This window comes from Streptomyces sp. NPDC049970 (genome assembly GCF_040660235.1).
In the GTDB taxonomy this organism is placed as follows: Bacteria; Actinomycetota; Actinomycetes; order Streptomycetales; family Streptomycetaceae; genus Streptomyces.
On record NZ_JBFALP010000006.1, the window covers coordinates 15,914 to 33,222 of the forward strand.

At 69.3% G+C, this 17,309-nt stretch carries 15 protein-coding genes, 1 tRNA gene and 3 pseudogenes; 9 read left to right on the top strand and 10 right to left on the bottom strand.

Annotated elements, in window-relative coordinates; translation table 11 throughout:
* Positions 1 to 39: 39 nt before the first annotated feature.
* On the bottom strand, positions 40 to 174 hold the full coding sequence (locus AB0I83_RS13430; RefSeq protein ID WP_363304657.1) for a hypothetical protein: 135 nt from the start codon (positions 172 to 174) through the stop codon (positions 40 to 42).
* A gap of 368 nt (positions 175 to 542) precedes the next feature.
* Here AB0I83_RS13430 and AB0I83_RS13435 point away from each other — a divergent pair.
* Both AB0I83_RS13435 and AB0I83_RS13440 read left to right on the top strand, forming a co-directional pair.
* Positions 543 to 614 (top strand) — tRNA-Gln (locus AB0I83_RS13435).
* A gap of 3 nt (positions 615 to 617) precedes the next feature.
* Complete coding sequence (locus AB0I83_RS13440; RefSeq protein ID WP_363304658.1) at positions 618 to 2,915, top strand: hypothetical protein; 2,298 nt, start codon at positions 618 to 620, stop codon at positions 2,913 to 2,915.
* A 296-nt stretch (positions 2,916 to 3,211) separates the two neighbouring features.
* Here AB0I83_RS13440 and AB0I83_RS13445 read toward each other — a convergent pair whose 3' ends face one another.
* The 3 genes from AB0I83_RS13445 to AB0I83_RS13455 all read right to left on the bottom strand — a co-directional run bounded on the left by AB0I83_RS13445 (position 3,212) and on the right by AB0I83_RS13455 (position 5,733).
* Entirely contained in the window at positions 3,212 to 3,937 is a 726-nt protein-coding gene (locus tag AB0I83_RS13445; RefSeq protein WP_363304659.1) for a dienelactone hydrolase family protein, read from the bottom strand.
* A 67-nt stretch (positions 3,938 to 4,004) separates the two neighbouring features.
* Positions 4,005 to 5,531 (bottom strand): condensation domain-containing protein, encoded by a 1,527-nt coding sequence (locus AB0I83_RS13450; RefSeq protein WP_363304660.1) that lies wholly within the window; start codon positions 5,529 to 5,531, stop codon positions 4,005 to 4,007.
* Positions 5,532 to 5,574: 43 nt separating this feature from the next.
* Positions 5,575 to 5,733 (bottom strand): hypothetical protein, encoded by a 159-nt coding sequence (locus tag AB0I83_RS13455; protein WP_363304661.1) that lies wholly within the window; start codon positions 5,731 to 5,733, stop codon positions 5,575 to 5,577.
* 938 nt (positions 5,734 to 6,671) lie between these two features.
* Between AB0I83_RS13455 and AB0I83_RS13460 the strand changes: the two genes are divergently transcribed.
* Entirely contained in the window at positions 6,672 to 7,850 is a 1,179-nt protein-coding gene (locus tag AB0I83_RS13460; protein WP_363304662.1) for an LPXTG cell wall anchor domain-containing protein, read from the top strand.
* Between the two features lie 593 nt (positions 7,851 to 8,443).
* A complete protein-coding gene (locus AB0I83_RS13465; protein ID WP_363304663.1) occupies positions 8,444 to 9,010 on the top strand; it encodes a hypothetical protein in 567 nt (188 codons plus the stop codon).
* Between the two features lie 298 nt (positions 9,011 to 9,308).
* Here the strand turns inward: AB0I83_RS13465 and AB0I83_RS13470 are convergent, their stop codons facing one another.
* The 4 genes and pseudogenes from AB0I83_RS13470 to AB0I83_RS13485 all read right to left on the bottom strand — a co-directional run bounded on the left by AB0I83_RS13470 (position 9,309) and on the right by AB0I83_RS13485 (position 12,773).
* The gene (locus tag AB0I83_RS13470) at positions 9,309 to 10,100 is read right to left on the bottom strand and encodes an inositol monophosphatase family protein (RefSeq protein ID WP_363304865.1); all 792 of its coding nucleotides are present in this window, start codon (positions 10,098 to 10,100) and stop codon (positions 9,309 to 9,311) included.
* A 56-nt stretch (positions 10,101 to 10,156) separates the two neighbouring features.
* Positions 10,157 to 11,164 (bottom strand): annotated as a pseudogene (locus AB0I83_RS13475) (transposase); the annotation flags it as partial.
* Positions 11,165 to 11,210: 46 nt separating this feature from the next.
* Positions 11,211 to 11,969, bottom strand: a pseudogene (locus tag AB0I83_RS13480) (MerR family transcriptional regulator); the annotation flags it as partial.
* 12 nt (positions 11,970 to 11,981) lie between these two features.
* Entirely contained in the window at positions 11,982 to 12,773 is a 792-nt protein-coding gene (locus AB0I83_RS13485; RefSeq protein ID WP_363304664.1) for an alpha/beta hydrolase, read from the bottom strand.
* A 413-nt stretch (positions 12,774 to 13,186) separates the two neighbouring features.
* Between AB0I83_RS13485 and AB0I83_RS13490 the strand changes: the two genes are divergently transcribed.
* Both AB0I83_RS13490 and AB0I83_RS13495 read left to right on the top strand, forming a co-directional pair.
* Entirely contained in the window at positions 13,187 to 14,419 is a 1,233-nt protein-coding gene (locus AB0I83_RS13490) for a PP2C family protein-serine/threonine phosphatase (RefSeq protein WP_363304665.1), read from the top strand.
* 443 nt (positions 14,420 to 14,862) lie between these two features.
* The gene (locus AB0I83_RS13495) at positions 14,863 to 15,210 is read left to right on the top strand and encodes a hypothetical protein (RefSeq protein WP_363304666.1); all 348 of its coding nucleotides are present in this window, start codon (positions 14,863 to 14,865) and stop codon (positions 15,208 to 15,210) included.
* A gap of 129 nt (positions 15,211 to 15,339) precedes the next feature.
* Here the strand turns inward: AB0I83_RS13495 and AB0I83_RS13500 are convergent.
* A pseudogene (locus tag AB0I83_RS13500) lies at positions 15,340 to 15,432 on the bottom strand (IS5/IS1182 family transposase); the annotation flags it as partial.
* Between the two features lie 499 nt (positions 15,433 to 15,931).
* Here AB0I83_RS13500 and AB0I83_RS13505 point away from each other — a divergent pair.
* Together AB0I83_RS13505 and AB0I83_RS13510 are read left to right on the top strand one after the other, a co-directional pair.
* A complete protein-coding gene (locus AB0I83_RS13505; RefSeq protein WP_363304667.1) occupies positions 15,932 to 16,384 on the top strand; it encodes a DUF5707 domain-containing protein in 453 nt (150 codons plus the stop codon).
* 83 nt (positions 16,385 to 16,467) lie between these two features.
* A complete protein-coding gene (locus AB0I83_RS13510) occupies positions 16,468 to 16,698 on the top strand; it encodes a hypothetical protein (protein WP_363304668.1) in 231 nt (76 codons plus the stop codon).
* Between the two features lie 53 nt (positions 16,699 to 16,751).
* Here the strand turns inward: AB0I83_RS13510 and AB0I83_RS13515 are convergent, their stop codons facing one another.
* On the bottom strand, positions 16,752 to 17,078 hold the full coding sequence (locus AB0I83_RS13515) for a hypothetical protein (protein ID WP_363304669.1): 327 nt from the start codon (positions 17,076 to 17,078) through the stop codon (positions 16,752 to 16,754).
* Here AB0I83_RS13515 and AB0I83_RS13520 point away from each other — a divergent pair.
* A complete protein-coding gene (locus AB0I83_RS13520; protein ID WP_363304866.1) occupies positions 16,968 to 17,267 on the top strand; it encodes a DUF5959 family protein in 300 nt (99 codons plus the stop codon). The two genes, AB0I83_RS13515 and AB0I83_RS13520, sit on opposite strands and share 111 nt — an antisense overlap.
* The last annotated feature ends 42 nt before the right edge of the window (positions 17,268 to 17,309 follow it).

The following is a 17,309-nucleotide window of genomic DNA, read 5'->3' on the forward strand; positions in this document are numbered from 1 at the left end:
GGCCGATGCCGGGACAGGGCGCGAGTGCGGCGGCAGTGCTCAGACGCTGTCCGGCGGTGCCGCGGTCAGCAGTGGGCCTTCCTTCAGCCGGGTGGCGAGCGAGCTCTTCTTGCGCCGCACGGTCCTGGTGGCAAGGAGCGCGACGAGGGCACCGACGACGGATCCGATCAGCACGTCGTGCGGGTTTCAGAAGGGAGTCGACGCCGAAGGCGCGGAAGGTGACCAGTGGGACGGCCAGTGCGGTGACCGCTGCCGGGGCCTCCGCGCGGCGGGTCTGCCACCAGGCGAGGAACATCAGCACTGCGAACACCGCCAGTCCGTAGGACGACCAGTCGGTGATCAGACTGTCGAGCCAGCCGGGCGCCCGGTGGGCGAGGCTGACGATGTCGAGGTAGGCGGGGCCGTCGATGGCCGAGCCGTCGTACGAGCGGGTTCAGGGCCGTGCGCACCATGGGGACGAAGCCGGCCAGCACCATCGGCTCGCGCACCCGAGAAAAGCCGGTTGTGGGATGATCACGCCGACGTCTAACGTTCACCGTTATCGGCGTGTAGCTCAGCAGTAGAGCACCGGGCTCTGGACCCGGAGGGTGCAGGGGCGGAACCTGCCACGTCGGCTTATGAACGACAACGCTGAGCAGCAGCCTCTCGCGGCCCTGTCCTATCCGGAGGGCCAGCTGGCCAAGGCCTTCGTGACCGCGTTGACCCATGAAGATGCCGGTACCCGGGGTCGCGCCGAGGTGCGTGGACAGCGGTGGCGGGAGGTTCTGGCAGCCATGGCCGCAGGCCGGCTCTCGGTCGGCTCGCGCACGCCCGTGGCCGGACTCCCGTCGTGGGTCACTCCTGAGGTGATGCGGGGCGGCTTCGCCACCGGGACCGCGAGCGCGGGCGGCCCGCTCCGGCCTCACGAGACCCAAGCCGCGCGGAGTTTCGGGGTGCCCGCCGAGCGGCGTGCGCTCTTCGCCCACTGCCTCACCGAGCCCGGACTCGCCTGGTTGTGGGCCCGGTTGGACAACGGCCGCTACGAGATCGGCGTGCCCGAGGAGGCCGCGCTGCTCACCATGGCCTGGCTGGTGCGCCATGGCCAGAACAGAGCAGCGCTCGACCTCGTGGCGGAGCTGGAACCCCTCGCCGACCGGCTGCGATTCCTGCCCCGCCCCGCCGACGGGTTCACACCGGACGCCGGCGCGACCATCCATCGGCACACGGTCTCCGACGCTGTCGACACCTTGGTACGGCGGCGGCCCAACGCGGCCGTCGAGACCCAGCGCGAGGCGCTCGCCGTGTGGCAGCCGTTCAGCGACGAGCTGCTCGTCCACTGGCTGCGGACCGGGCAGGACGGCCGAGTCCTCAAGCTTGCCCCGGACGCCGACTGGCTGGTGCGGGGTGAGGTCCTCCTCGAGCGATACCGGCTGCTCGCGGGGAAACACACCTTGTGTACCGGACACCGAAATCCCAAGGAGAACCTGGGCATCCTGCGCGGTGCGCTGGAGGAGGTCGTCGCCGGACGGCCGCTGGAGGCACGTCGGCTCGGTCTGGTGCGGCACGCGGTGCAGTCCATGGTGCGGCGGCGCGGCCTGCCCGGCTCGGCCGCACACACGGCCTTGCGCCGGTGCCAGGCCGAGCAGGCGGCGCTGCCTTCCCATCACGCCCTGGCCCAGCTGATGCTGCGACGGCTCGCCGTACTCCCTATGGAGGCGGGCATCACCGACGTAGCCCCGCTCCTGGGCCCGGTGAGCGAGGAGGAGAGCCGCGAGACCGGCCTGCCGGCGGGAGCCGTCGTACCGGCAGCGATCAGCGGGGTGGTCGAATCCGCGCTGAGCGCCCCGCTCGGCACTCTCGTGGAGCGGGGCGTCATCCCGTCCGCCGAGGTCATGGCCGAGCTGGTGCCGCAGTTGGTCGCCGCCACCACCGCACACGCGTACGGCGACGAAACGCTGCGAGGTGTGATGGCCGCGAACTACCGGGCGTTCCGTAACCGCCGCTCGTTGCTCCTGCTCGATCTGGAGCGGCAGGTGCGTGTCGAGGAACTGCCTTGGGTGCAGGCGGTTTCGGGGCAGCGGTCGGCGGGACCTGGTACGTCGGACGGTGAGGGTGCGCTTTCCGTGCTGCGGCAGCTCGGTGAGCTGGCTGTGCAGGCTTTCCCGGGCACACTCATGCCCAACCCGCTGGTTCGCGAGTTCGGTGTTCTTGAGCGCCAGTGCGACCTGGGGGTCCCGTTCGTGGAGGAGCTGGCTGCCGACATCTTCATGGGTACGTTCAGCCCGAAGTTCCTCAAGGCCGCGCGGGTCGCGGGCGAACTGCTCGACGGCACGCTGTACGAGCGCTACTACGGCATCGACTATTCGGCGATCCGCAATCTGGCGATCGCCGAGACCGGCGAGGCCCTGACCCGGGCGTACGGCGCCCGCACCTCCCCCGGTTTCGCGCGGATGTGCGCCGAGCGAGCCGGGCCGTCCTCGGGGACCTGGTCGGTCGCGGCGAACGGGGCGGTGATCGAACAGGCGCAGATCCTCACCACGCACAACCTGGCCACGCTGGTGAACCGGGTGGGCATCGCCCCACGGCCGGGGTGGGCAGACCTGGCACGCCGCTGCTTCGTGACCGTGTGCCGGCTGACCGCACGTGTGGAGCACAACCCGCGGCCGTTGGGCACGATCAAGGACGCCGCCTACGCATGGCGTCAGATGGTGTTCCACCTGTCCCTGTGCCCGCCGCAGGAGCAGCGGCGCGTCGTCGCAGGTCTGGGGGAGGAAGCGGCCCGCCACCCGGCCCACGTCGCAACCCGGCTCGCCCCCTCTCTGGCGGGCCTGGCGTTCGTCGCAGAGGGCGGCACCTTCGGCGGGGACGGAACGGCGGACGCCGGACGAGCCCGGCGTCTTCTGGGCTGGAGCACCGACGGGCACTGGATGCGGTGAGGGCAAGGGTTCTGCACCGGCTGGTGGATGAGCCTCCGCCGCCCCGGGGTCGGCGTTCCGATGCGACGTCGCACTGTCGGGACGAGGCCACTGCGAACCAGATCCTGACGACGCCGGGCGGGTTCCTGAGGTTCTGCGTCCCGTTCGGCTGGGTGGCGCCGGACCCGGCACCGAGGCGGTCCGAGGCCGGAACATCACCCCTGATGCGCCGAAGCCGGATGGGCCCTGTCATCGGGCGGAGCCGGTGGCGGTCCACCGGTCCGGCGCGCGGCCCGGAACCGCGGTCGATGACCCGATCACTCCGTTACGGGCAGGCACTCGGCGAGCAGGGCGACGACGTCGTGCCAGGCGCGCTGCGCGTGCCGTGGGTGGTATCCGACGCCGGCGACCACGGGGTGGTCGACCGTCGGGTGGTGGAAGGCGTGCAAGGCGCCGCCGTAGACCGTGAGGCGCCAGTCGACGCCCGCGGCCTGCATCTCGGCGGCGAAAGCGTTGCGTTGCTCGGGCGGCATGATCGGGTCTTCCGACCCGACCGCGGCCCACACCGGACAGCGAATGCGCGCCGCCTCGCCCGGTCGGCCCGTGGTCAGCGCGTTGACTGTCCCGATCGCGCGGAGGTCGACGCCATCACGCCCGAGTTCCAGCCCGACGGCGCCCCCGGTGCCGTATCCGACGGCGGCGATCCGGTCGGGGTCGGTCCGCGGTTCGGTGCGCAACACATCGAGGGCCGCATAGCCGATGCCCCGCATCCGGTCGGGGTCGGCGAGCAGCGGCATGCACCGGGCCAGCATCTCCTCGGGGTCGCCGAGGTAGCGCCCGCCGTGAAGGTCGAAGGCCAGCACTACGTATCCCAGCTCGGCGAGCGTGTCGGCCCGGCGGCGCTCGACGTCGCTGAGCCCCGTCCCCTCCGGTCCCAGCAGCACCGCGGGCCTGCGGTCGACACCGGCCGGGAGCGCGAGATGCCCGATCATCGTCAGACCGTCGGCCGGGTACTCGACCGTGCGCGTGGTAACCGTCGTCATGAGGCCGGACTGTAGTGATCGTCGAGCCCGGTCGGCCCGGTGTTCACCGCCGGCAGAACAGCGGCAGCTACCCCCACCCGCCGGTGGCCTCTGCGGCCGTCCCCTGGGCGGACGCATCGGCGGTCTCAGCGGCCGTCTCCTGCGCGGCCCCCTCGGGGAGCGCCGCCTCGATCGCGGCTGCCTCCATGGCGTAGGCGAACGCCTCGGCCTGCGCGGGCGAGACGTAGTGCGTGTCGACGCGGATCTCGAAGCGCAGCCCGCCCTCCGGGGTGTCGTCGACGTGGACGAAGAACCGCTCCGCCTGGACCTCCTCCCTCGCGAACCAGCGGAAGACGGTGTCCCGGCGGGCCGCCCGGAGCTCCCGCGCCAGTTCCCCCGGGTCTGCCTCCCGTTCGGAGCCGGCCGGCGGGGCATAGGTGCTGCGGTCGTTGAAGTAGGTCCGGATGTTCGCGTCCTCGCCGCGCTCGATCGAGACCCGCCCGACCAGCTCGTCCAGCGCCTCGGGGTCGAAGTAGGCGTGCCTGTAGGCAGTCATACTGCCCCGCCCGGCCCGCTCGACGACCTCCGCGGCGCTCGCCCCCGCGACATCGACGGCGCACACGCCCGCCTGCGAGACCATGCAGACCACGTCGGCGAAAACCGCCCGGAAGCGATTGCTGACCACCGGTCGCACGACCACGGGGCTGATGCCCGTGGCCCGGTGCAGACCGACCGCGAACAGGCCCAGCAGGATCCCCGATACCCCGGTGCCCGTCCGCGCGGTGATCGCCGGTAGCGCCGCCGTCAGCGCCGACGACTGGAAGTGCGCGCGCCAGTGCCGTGGCTCACGCGGGTCGGTGGGACCGGGCAGTTGCAGCGCGGGCATCGTACGCAGGACGCCCTCGAAGTGCCGCAGAGCCCGCTCACTCTGCCGCTGCCCCGCCGCGGACCGCTGCCAGCGCGCCTGCTCCAGTTGCTGCATGCCGCTGACCGGCGCGGTGTCCCGGGCCCGCATCTGGCCCAGCATGATCGCGCTGCCGAGGCCGTCGGTGACCAGATGGTGCATGACGGTGACCTGCTGGACCGGACGGCCGTGCCGGCGTACGACCGCGATCCGAACCGGCCACTGCCCGGCGAAGTCGAAGGGCTCGCTGCGGTAGCGCTCCTCGACCGCGGCGGCGACCTCCTGCGGGTCGGTGTCCGGAGCGGCGTCGTACACCTCCAGCGTGACGCGCCCGGTGGAGAAGAGCTGCTGGAGCGCCCGACCTCCCGGGGCGAAGCGCAGCCGGGTGCGCATCGAAGGGAAACGCTCAATCAGATAGCGCAGTTCGGCGGCGAGGTCGTCCAGCGTCGTGCCGGGCTCCACCGCGACCCGGCCGCCGATCGGGAGCTGGCTGCGCTGTCGGCCCATCGCCTGCCAGATCTCCCACATCCCCCAGGACATCTCCTCCAGGCCTTCGCCCTCGCCGGCGAAGTCCACCGCCACGCGCTCGGCGACGGCGGGCACGACGGGTAATGCCGGCCCGGCGCCCTCTTTGCCGGCGCCCGCAGTGGGATCGGTCTGCCCGGTAGCGCCCAACTCGGCGGCGTCCGCCGCCTCCCCCTCGGTCCGCATCTCACACCCTCGCCGTCTGCGCCCGGTGGCGCTGCCTCATCAGTTACTTCCGCGCCTTGCCCGTCGGCCCCGTGGCCAGGTCCGCCTCCGAGATCACGAGCCCGCGGCGCAGCGTCACCGCAGCGCCCGTCAGGTCGCCCCGCGCCGCGGCCGTACGGTCCAGGTCCGCGGCGGGGTACAGCGCGAGCAGCGCGTCCGTCACTGTCCGCCCTCCGACCCGCCTCCGCCGACACCACAGTCGTGCATGTCGGGGCAGGCGGGGAGGAAGTGCTCCTCGGACATGGTGGTGTACAGCTACTAACCGTCTCTCAGGTCGACGGCGTCCACCGCCCGGTCGACATGGAAGTATTACCTATCCTCGTCGCGATGCACCAGATCACCGGTCGAGTTCGCAGGGCGGGCCCTGCATACAGGCGGTGTTGTCGCTCAGGCCGGCTCACAGCCGGTCCCTCACGCTTTGCTCGTCCTCAGGGCTGCGGGCGGTGTACGCCGTCCTGGGCCACGGGTAGTGGCCAGTCACGGGCACCTGTCAGCAGGCCCTCCCCCTGGTGCGTACCGGCGGCGTCCTGCACCAGCTACACCGGCAGGGCGTTGACCGCGTGGTCGACGTCGAGCGTGCTCGGAGTCACCGCCCGGTTCGAGAGGTCTAGATCTTTATGTACGTTCAGCCCCTCGGTCAGCGGCCGCATATGGTCTTGGCGGTCCGCGCCGACCGGGGCCCACGAACCAGCCGACTCCCGCGCCCTAGGCCCGCGTTCCCCGCCCTCGCCCTCCCCGGGGCGGGGCGGGGCGGGGCGGGCGAGGACGAGGTCGGGCGGAACGGCATTCGGGGCGGCCGTCGAGGTCGGAGGAGCCGTCAATGGCAGACGCGGGGCAGCAGCCGGCGGGGGGACGAAGGCGACGGCCTGGTCGACGCAGAGCCTGGTGGCGAGTGAGCCGGTGAGGATCCGGGCGACGCCGGTGCAGCGGTCGTGAATGTGGCCCATGAACGCGGTGGTGCCGCGCCAGACGGGGGACGTGAGGAGCGGAGCAGGTACCGGACGTGCAACCGTTCGGGGCCGGCAGGAGTCTAGCGATCGAAGGTCTGTTTCCTGTGAAAGACAACGTCCGTCTGCCCGCGTCCCACAGAGGGTTCCCTCCATGCCGACACCCCCACACAACCGTCGTGCCTCCCGCGCCGCCGTCGCCGCTCTCGGCGCTGCCGGCCTGATCGCGATGGCATCTGCTCCAGCGGCATTCGGCGACGAAGCCGCACCCGAACTGGTCGTTGGAGGCATCGAGCCGATCAGCGGAGTGCAGCCTGGGAGCAGCTTCGGTCTGCCGGTCACCGTGGCGAACGAGGGCGCCGGTACCGCCGACAAGGTATGGGTGTCCTATGCCGTCACCCGGGGACTCGACTTCACGGAGATTCCGTCCAACTGCCTTTCCCAGCAGGTTTGGTCCTACGACGAGATGCCCGAGCGGTGGTTCGCGGTGTGCGCGTTCGACCAGGCGGTGGAGCCGGGCGTCGTCTACACCCCCGAGAAGCCTCTGCGCATCAAGGCACGGGACCGCGCGCTCAACGACCAGCTGCGCGTGCAGGTCGGGGATGTCGATCCCGGAGCGGACGAGAACGGCACGGCGCCGGTGGCGGGAACCGCACCGGCGGTGAGGCTGGTCGAGGCTCAGCCCGGGGACGAGGCATCCGCTGATCTCGTCGAGGTGCCCGTCACCTCCGTAAACACGGCCGACTACCAGGTGACGGGTGCCGCGTTGAAGGGGAGCGTCGGGGACACGGTGCCCATGAAGGTGAGGTTCACCAACGCCGGGCCCGCCTGGGTTCGGATCAAGGAGGGGGGTCGCCTCCTCAGGATCATGGTCACGCCCCCCGCCGGAACGTCGGTCGTCAAGGCCCAAGGGTCCTGCAAAGCCGAGGGTGATACGTACGCTTGCGGCACCGGTCAGCAGTCGGTCAACGAGGGCGGTCGCGAGACGTACGCCTTCGAGCTGAAGATCGACAAGCGGGTGGCGGGCGCGAAGGGCTCGGTCGCGCTGAGCACCGAAGCGCGACCGTTCGACCCCGACCAGTCCAACGACAAGGCCGACATCACACTGGACGTCACGGATGGAGCGAAGGACGGCTCCCCGGGCGGCTCCGCCAACGGCTCGGACGGCGGGTCGTCGTCGAGCGGCGACGCCGGGACGACGACGAACAGCGGCAGCCTGGCAAACACCGGTTCCTCGACACTGCCGGTGCTGGGCGCGGCTGCCGCGGTGGTGGCCACGGGTGCGGGCACGCTCCTCGTCGTACGACGCCGCCGGGCCCACAGCCTGAACTGACGACGCCCGACGCGAGCGGTGGTACCCGCCTCCGGGCCTCTGGTCAAGGACCTTCACGCTGCTTCGCTCCTGGCACCTCAGGTGGTCGCGGGGTACTCGGCGGCCGTCGACGAGCAGGCCTACGAGGACTTCTCCAGCTCGTCTCGATCGTGGGTGCGGTCGGGGTCGGAATCCGCGGGTCTCGAGTAGGGGCTCGGCGACGTATTTGGTGAGGTCGCGGAGCCTGGACCAGGGCCGTTGGCGTTCGAGGCGTGTTGATCGCCTCGTTCAGCCCGTCGGCGGCGCCGACGGGCTGAACGAAGGTGGTGTCTGACGCGTCAAGGTCTTCCGGGGCAGCGGCCTGCGAAGGGGCTTGGCTCACCGGATGCCGCAGACTCCGCCCCGCTACGAACGCCGCTCCCGCGACTACCCGGCCTTCTTCTCGGACTCGCGGCGGCCCTCTGCTGCTACGACCGGCTCGTCCGACTCACCACGCAGGACGCGGTCTCAGGCTCGGTCGTCGTCGGGACCGCCGACGCTTCGAGCTCTCGGTCAGCGGCGGTGAGTATGTGGGTGAGTTGCCCATCGTTGCGCGACCTGGCATGGTCTCGCGGATGTCCAAGGAACTGTCGATCACCCTCACCCTCGTCGGAGCGGTCCTGAACCAGGCCGGGATGGTGTCGCAGGAGAACGTGCGCAAAGTCCTCGAACGGTCCGGGAACCACCCGGCTCGGGAACTGAACGGCTACGAAACGGCTTGTGCGTTGGCAGAATTCGGTGCGGCGGTCTCAGTGCACGCCGACGACATCGGCTCCATATACACCGGCTACCCGGCCCTGCTGGCTGACGCCGTAGCGGTTACCGGCCGAAGGGTCACCGTGACCGACGTCCGGATCGTCGAAGGTGAGGGCGGGCTCGAAGCAGGACGCTCAGACCGCCTCGAGTTCACGAAAGACGACCGGATCGTGTCCATCCCCGCCGAGCACTTCGCGGTCGACTACTACGACCATCAAGCCGCCTGCCACGCCATCTCCGAAACCGCCCACAGCGATGACCCCCGCTCATGGCGCCACACAGACTTCGCCCGCGTGCCAGGCGCCGGCTACGACAGCATCATGGTCCTCGCCACCCCCGCACAGACAGCACTACTCCAGGAACATCTCGGACTCACCTTCCACTGACCACCGCCCCCTCCCCCGACATGCCCCGGGCAGTGCCGGCGCCAGGCGTGTCGCGAGTCCCGGTGGTTTGCAGTCAGGAGGTCTCCCTTGCGGCGGCTCGGTTCGCCGCGCAGCGGTGGATGAGTTCTCGCGTGATGTCCTATCGATTCGCCTGCCGAGACGGGGCTGTGCGGCTGCAACCTCGGGGGTGGTGACGTGGATGGTCCTCAGCTTGTCGTCTGTGGTCCGGACGCTCGACACGGCGCCTTGGACCAGGCGGGGTTTGAGTAGAACCGTGCGCGGCGGGCTGCTGGTGGTTCTAGCTTCGGATCATCGACATCAGCAGCCCGTGGGTTTCGGCGTCGGCGGCCACGACAAGTCCGCGGCCTGCCTTTCCGATAGGCGCGCCGTCGATCCCGGTGACTGTGCAGCCGGCGGCCTGGCACAGGGCGATACCGGCAGCGAAGTGCACGCTTCCGGACAGGTCGCCGCCGTCGGTGACGTACGCGGCGCGCTTGCCGGCGGCGACCCAGGCCAACGCCAGCGTCGAGGACACGACGCGCGGCCGGAAACGCTCGACGAACCGGGGGTGGGCCAGCAGGTCCACGGCCCGGAAGCCGGGGGCGCTCGGGAACGGCGGATCCAGGTTGACGTCCACCAGCTGAGTGTCGGACGTAGGCGACAACAACTCGTCGGCCCCGTCGTGCCGTACCCAGGCGATCTCACCATCCGTGAAGAAGACCTCTCCACTGAACGGGTCTGCCGCCGCCGCTGCCCCGCCACGCAGTGCCACGTTGACAGCCACCAGCATGTTTCCGACGGCGTAGTTCAGAGTGCCGCACAAGGGATCCACCAACCACTGGCGCACAGCCCCGACGGCACCCTGCCGCCCGCCCTCCTCGCCGAGCACCGCGTCATCGGGCCGAGCGGCACGGATGACTCCAAGGATCGTCTTCTCGGTCTCGACATCGGCGGCGGTGGCGAAGTCCCCGGCGCCCTTGTCGATGCGGGTGAGCCGCTGGCCGTACATGCTGCGTAGCACGTCCGCGCCGGCGCGCGCCGCAGCTCTTGCAACCCTGGCATCGTCGAGGCTCGCGTATGAGTTGATCACGTCGTGCAGAATACTGGCGGCAATCATCCCCACTGGTCAGACCAGCATCGACCGTCCTACTGGCAGGGTGCGGCCGAGACCGTTGACGCCTCTGGCTTCCCGCCAGTGTGTCGGGGTTTGGTGCCGGTCCTGTGGCGGGCTGGGCGTACGTAGGGTTCGCCGGTGGCCAGGACGCGCCAGACGTCGTGCCGCGGGGCCGGCTGCCGGTTCCTGGAGCCGGGGGGCATCCTGGTCCTGGTTTCGGGGGATTCTGAACTTGGGCCGGTGTGGAGGTCACCGTGCACAGGTTTCTGAACCCCCGTCGGACGCGGACGGGGGTGAGCTTGTTCGAGGGCAGTGGCCGCTCCCAGGAGCGCCGCATGTCGGTGTCGAGGGGTCGGGCGAGGCGGAGCTGGGTCTGGGCGGCGATGACAATCCAGGTCCAGCGGTCGGCGGCCTCCGGGTCGCGGGGCTTCGGGGTGGTCCAGCCCAGCACCTGCTTGATCATTCTGAAGGTGTGCTCAAGATCGAACCTGCGCAGGAACGCCTGCCAAGCCAGGTCGACGTCGGCCGCAGTGGCACCGGTAGGGGACCACCACAACCAAAGCGGCTTGGGGTCCGCCGCCGCTGGGCAGGTGATCGACCTGCAGCCGGATGACGGTGCCGGCGATGATGGGCAGTTCGCCCTCGTGCTCCAGCCACGCGCATCGGCGCGTCAGGCGCGGGTGCAGTGTGTCCCATGCCTTCGCGACGGCGGTCCCGCAGCGCGTGGTCGTGGTGGCTGTGGTGGCGCCCCAGGTGGCGGGGTCCTTGAAGACGAACTCGCCGCCGCGCTTGGGTGGCCAGCCGTTGATACCGTGCCACCGCGGCGGAGCCGGGCGTCGCATGACCCGGTCCGAACGCAACCGGCCCAGTACTTCCATGGGAAGCTCGCGCAGGAGGTACGCCAGGCGTGGGACGTCGTAGCCGGCGTCGACGACGATCCAGAGCTTCGGGTCGCCCTCGTGCCACTGCCCGGCGTTGGTCAGGCGGTTGACCAGGTCGTGGACCTGCCTGGCGGTTACTGCGGCGACGTCCGCGCCGGGAATGCTGTGCTGCGGCATCTTCCTGCCCAGTTCCGGCCGCACCCCGCACGGGCCCCACCCGCTCAAGTTTGGTCCAGCCTCGCTTCGTCAGCAGCTCGATCAGCTGCCGGGCCAGCGGCAAGGTGTCGAACGCCAGAGTGTCCATCAGCTTGGCGAATGATGGATCGACGTCGGTGTCGTCGACGTAGTCCTCACCCTGCTCGTCGGCCATCTGTGTTATGTAGGCGGCCAGTTCGTCGGCGAGCTCGACCATCAGTGGGTCGTGGGCGCGGTCGAGAGCCTGGCTCAGGGTCAGGTAGAAGCCGACAAACTGTGGGTCGGTGATCTGCTTTCTCTTGCGTGCCATCCACTCCGGGATTCGCTCGGGCGACAGTGCGGCCAGCGGAATCCAGCCGTCGCGCTCGACCTGGACGATCCGCTCGTCGGCCCCGAGCGCCCGCAGTCGGTCGAGATACTCGACCACCTCCGGGGGCAGCGCCAGATGGTCCCCGGAGGCGAGGCGCGCGATCCGCTCCCGGTGTCGCTGCCGCTCTCGGATCTCAGCCCGTAGCCGCTTGTCGATGTCCGTGATCGCCGCGGCGAACTCCGCCTCGTCGGCCTGTAGCAGTTCCCGCACGAGCCTCAGCGGGACCCCTGCCTCGGCGAGGGTCCGGATCTTGATCAGCTCGACCACGGCACCGGCGTCGTACCTCCGGTAGCCGGAGTGGTCTCGCTCCGGCTCCGGCAGCAGCCCCTTGGCGTGGTAGTGCCGCACCGTGCGTACCGTCACTCCGGCATGCGACGCCAGCTCGCCGATGGTCAGCATCGGATCAGTCTCCTAGATGTCGGTCTGTCGGCTCTGAGGACCGCCGGATGATCTCCGCGATTTCCGAGGCATGAGTGAAACCGACCGGTGGTCAGTGTCGAGCCAGAAGGTGGAGACGTATGGCCGCTCGCGGACGAGCCGCTCGATGCCGGCACGCCAGATCTGGTTGTGCCGTGGCGCACGTCCTTCACCGCTGTCGCCGGCGATGGACGTCGACATGATCATGCGGATGGGGTGATCGATCTTCCGGTACCGGTCGAGGATTGCGGACCGAACCACATCAATTTCGAGGTTCAGGTCGAGGATGTTCCGCGCGGTGAGCAACACTTGACGCGCGGTGTCTTTGGCCCGCTGGGCCTCTTGCCGCGTCGCCAGGCCGTCCGACATTGCGAGGAATTCCGCCAGGTCGACCTCCGTGATGAATGGTTCGGGCAACGGGTTCGCCCCGTCGATGAGGACAAGTTCGCCGACGGTGTCAGGATGCTCGGCGGCGTAGTGCACGGCCAGATCCGCGCCGAGCGAGTAGCCCACAAGCACGGGTGCCGAGGGCAGGTCGAGTTCCGCAAGCACGGCGGCGAGATCACTCAGAAACGCGTCAAAGGAATACCGGTCGGCGGCCGAAGCGAGGCCATGGCCCCTGAGGTCGAAGGTCACCACGTCGTGGTCGCGTCGAAGCAGCTCGGTCAGCTCGTGCAGGTCGGCCTGCGTCGAGCTCAGTCCAGGACATAGGACCAGCGGTCGTCCCCGGCCGCCGCGGGATACCGGGATCGTGACGCCGTCGTGGTGGACCGTGAAGTGTTGCATCGTCAATTGCCTCGCTCGGTCCGCTCCTGGCCGTCGGTCGGCTTGTCGGCGAGCGTCCCTGGTCGGCTCTGGCGACAATGTCGTGGTCGCCGTATGTGTTGCGCGGTCCGGCGCACTCGATTGCATTGGTTCTCGAAGTCATGCCAACAATACTGAGAGGTTGCCCCTGCGTCAGGGTCAACTGGCTGCGACGCCATGAAGGCGACTCTGCGTGCTCAAGACAACCGTCCCGAGATCAATTCCTCAGTCCGGAAAAGGCATCCGCCCTGATCCGGCCGGGCGGGCAGGGCCCGGCCCCCGAACACGAGTGTGGGGTACGTTGCCTCATGCCCGCCCGGCTCCTGAGGTTCCCGGCGGTGCCGGACGCGCCTGCGCGATGCAGGGCGAGCGGGGAGATGAGAGGTGGGGTGCCGGTGGGTTCAAGCGGTGGGCTGGACGAAGTGCTTGCCGCGGCGGAGGCCGCGCCACCGGCGGAGTCCGTCGAGGTGATCGCTTCCGCGCTGCGTGAGCGGTTCGGGGCCCGGTCGGTATCGTTCCTGATCACCGACCACACCGGCATCGCCTTGGTCCGCCTGGAGGCGGCCGCCGACATCGATACCGACCGTCCCGCGGACCCCATCGAGGTGAGCGGCACCATATACGACGAGGTGATCCGCACCCAGCAGCCTCACCTGGACGGCGGAGCCGAAGGGATCTGGACCCGGGTCATTGCCCCGGTGACCAACCGCGGGGACGCCATCGGGCTCCTCGAACTGTTCATACCGCACTACCCCGGTCCGCAGACCATGCGGGACATCAGCCACAGCGCACACACCCTGGCCTACATCGTCATCGCGAACCGTCCCTTCACCGACCTCTACCAGTGGGGTCGGCGCACCGCACCACTGGGGCTCGCCGCCGAGATCCAGCACCGGCTCCTTCCCACGTCCCTGGCCTGCGAAGCCGCCCAGTTCGCCCTCGCCGGCGCCCTGGAGCCGGCCGAGTTCGCCGGCGGGGACACCTTCGACTACGTCATAGACCGCGATCATCTGCAGCTGTCGGTCACAGACGCCATGGGCCATGACATCCAAGCCGCCCTGTTCGCCACCCTCGTCGTCAGCGCCCTGCGCGGCGCACGCCGCCAAGGCGCCGACCTCGCCGAGCAAGCCCGCCGGGCCGACCGAGCGATGACCGACCAGCACCACGGCAACGGCTACGTCACCGGACAACTTCTACGTATCAACCTCAAAGACGGCACCACCGACCTCGTCAACGCCGGCCACCCCTGGCCACTGCGCCTGCGCGACGGCAACGTCGATCAACTCACCCTCGCCGTCGACATGCCCTTCGGATTCGCGGTCCCGCACACCTACACCGCCCAGCGCCTCGACCTGCGAGCCGGTGACCGGCTCGTCATGCTCACCGACGGCATCCTCGAAAACTCCCCCGCCCACCTCGACCTACCCGCACTCGTCCAGGACACCCAGCACCTTCACCCTCGCGAGGCAGCCCAGACCCTGGTCGGACATATCGTCAAAGCCCACAACGGAATCCTGCCCGACGACGCAACCGTGATGTGCCTCGACTGGCACGGCATACACCGCACCCACCGCGACGCCGACCACGGAGCTGACCTCACCCAAGCCTCCCCCTCCCACTCCAGGTAGGACACCAGCCAGAAGAGGGAAGCCTGAGCACTCACCACCCGGAGCCTGGGCCCGAGCGGCGGCTGTGCGACACCCGGGCAAAGGCCGGGTGCCCCTTCCGGGACATGTGTGCTGGCGTGATCGATCTTGCAGATCCGGATCCGCCCGGAAGGCCGATCCGGCAGGAAATCGGATACGGGGGCAATCGCGACGCGCAGGCAACTGTCCCGACGATCAATGGGAGTTGACCGAGCCGCCCCTGCCGAAAGGTGCGTACATCCGGCACCCCCGGGCGGCCGCGGGAGCTTGATCGAGGGCGTACTCAGGCTTTCAGGGCAGGCACGCAGTGGCCTGGGACGCCGGGCGATTTCGGGCTTGGTCGACCGCATACGGACGCTTCCACCGGACGTCTCACAGCGTTCGCCTGCGCTTATGTCGACTTCGCCCGACACAACGACGAACTGATGGCCCTGATGCTCTCGTCCAAGACGTGGCGCGACGCCGGCGACCTGATCGCGGCGAACGACCGGACATTCGTTCCGGCGGTGGAACCCCTGCGCCAGGCCGCCGGGAGCGGGGACATTACGGCGGCCGACGCCGACACCGTGGATATGGCCGCCGTCCTCGCACTGCTGCACCGTCTAGCGTTTGTGGCCGGGCACGGCCCGACCGGAACTAAACCCACATCCGACCTGGTCGCTCGCAGGCGTGGTCAGGGCCCTGGTCGAGGGAATCCGCCCGCGCTGACCTCAGGATCCGGCGGTCAGCACCGCAAGGCCGGAGAGATGGTGCGGAAGCCGGCAGTCGCCTGATGCGGCGGGTCATGAGCGTGATGGCGGCCCAGGTGATCGGCGTTTCGGAGTGCTGGACGAGGCGTTCGTAGTCCCGCGCGTGCCGGCGGGCGTTCATCGTCCAGGCCAGAGACAGTTCGACGCCAGAGACCGTTCGACGACCCAGCGCCGGGGCAGCACGATGAACCCTCTGGTGCCCTTGGGGCGGCTGACGGTCTTGAGGGTGAGGTTGAGGTGCCCTTTCTGCCCAGGTCACGAGCTTTCGCGTATGCGGAGTGGGACAGACGATAGTGATCTCGGGGTGCGTCAGTCGCAGGCGGAAGAGGACTTCTTTGGCTCCGTCACGGTCGCTGAGCGAGGCCGGGGTGGCCATGACCGGCAGGGGCGGACCACGGCCACCAGGTGCCGCTGTCGGCCGTTGATTCTTTTCCCGGGTCGTAGCCGCGAAATCCTTGCCGACGGTCTCGCCGGCCTTCACACTCTGCGAGTCGATCACGGTCGCCACCGCTCCGGGCCTCTTGCCCATCTCGCGGCGGATCCGGCGGCTGAGCGGTCCACCGTATGGGGTGTAGCACGAAGGCCCTGCCTCTCTCTTGCATCTGTCCCGACGGAAACCCCCCTTACTCAGGCTGGAGTTGAGTACGTGCGCTCATACCCGGCGCGCGCTGCGCGGCCAGTATGGGTGCACGGCGCCGTCGAGAGCGCCGGTGTGATCCAGCTGAGCCTGTCAGGGGAATTCCCAATGTCGCGTCGTATCGCTTTGTCCGTGGCTGCCGGTGCCGTCGTCCTCGGAGGTGCCGGTGCCTTCGCCCTCGCCTACGCCGGGGAACAGCCCCCGGCACTGGCAACCAGCACGGCCCGCTACACCGCTCCCGACGGTGACCGCGACGGCTCGCTGACCTTCACCACAGACGTCACGACGTCCTCCGATGTCAAGAGCGTGAAGGTGCTGGCCTGGCCCGCGAACTCGTCCTTCGCGAAGAAGGGGCTGACTTCCAACGACATGGCCGCTGCGGAGTCAGCCGTCTGCAAGCCGTCGGGTGGGGACACCGAGCGGTGCACCTATGAGGTCACCATCAGCCGCGCCGAGGCCGACGAGTCCCCACGGGGTCTGTGGCACGTGGCCGTCCTGACCACAACCGAGGACGGCGACACGACGCTGGACACCAAGACGGCCGACTTCACAGTGGTGTGATCCAGACGTGCGCGTGATCATGGCAAGCGTCCGGTTGGGGCCACGTGGGCTCTCGCGTCCGTGGCCAAGGAAAGCAGGTGGTGATGTCGGCAAACGAGCCGTGGCAGATGTCTGTCGACGGTGAGGGATTCGAGGTCAGCCAGCCGCACGGCAAGCCAGGCACCTACCACTTCACCTGGCTGACCGGGCCTGACCCTGAGTACGGGTTCGGGTTCAGCGCCCACCCGCCGGTGCAGTCGAGCTCGGAGCAACTCAAAGAGGCCATAAGGGAGTTCCTCTCACAGGTGGACCCCGACACCGGACACATCGAATGATCACCAGTGCTGGACCACAGCGCTCGTCGAGGTGATCCGGCCCATGGCCCCGCTCATGGCCGCTGGTGGAGGGCGTCGAGAGTGGCCTTGGATGGGCATCGCTGGTCGGAGCTGAGGCGGTTTCGCGGGCCGTATGAGTCCGGCGTGATGAGCCTGCGGGAGATCGTGAAAGAGACGGGGCTGAACCGGCGCGTGGTCGCCAAGTACCAAACAGGTGAGACGCCGTTCGCGCCGCCGCCGACTTCCTTGACGCCAGTCTCGAGCTCTTCCTGTTCCAGCAGGACCTCGATGCCCGGCAGCGCGACCTGGCCCAGCTCTCGCCGGGTACGGACGCGAGTATCGGTGGCGGCTGCGGGCTGATCCTGATCTTCCACATGCATGAGGACCGCTCCTTGTCCGTGACCGTCGACGACCACGACCGCCTCACGGCAGCGCTCTCGCTGCGGCCGCGGGAGACCTGGATCCCAGAGCATCAACAGCGACTTGAGCACATCCGCGGAGTCTGGCCGGCTGAAGTCGTGAAGACGGCCCCCATGACCTGCGAGTGGAGGCTCGGCCGCAAGCCCTGAATCGCTTCGGCCCGCGAAAGCCTTGACTTCTCAAACGTACCT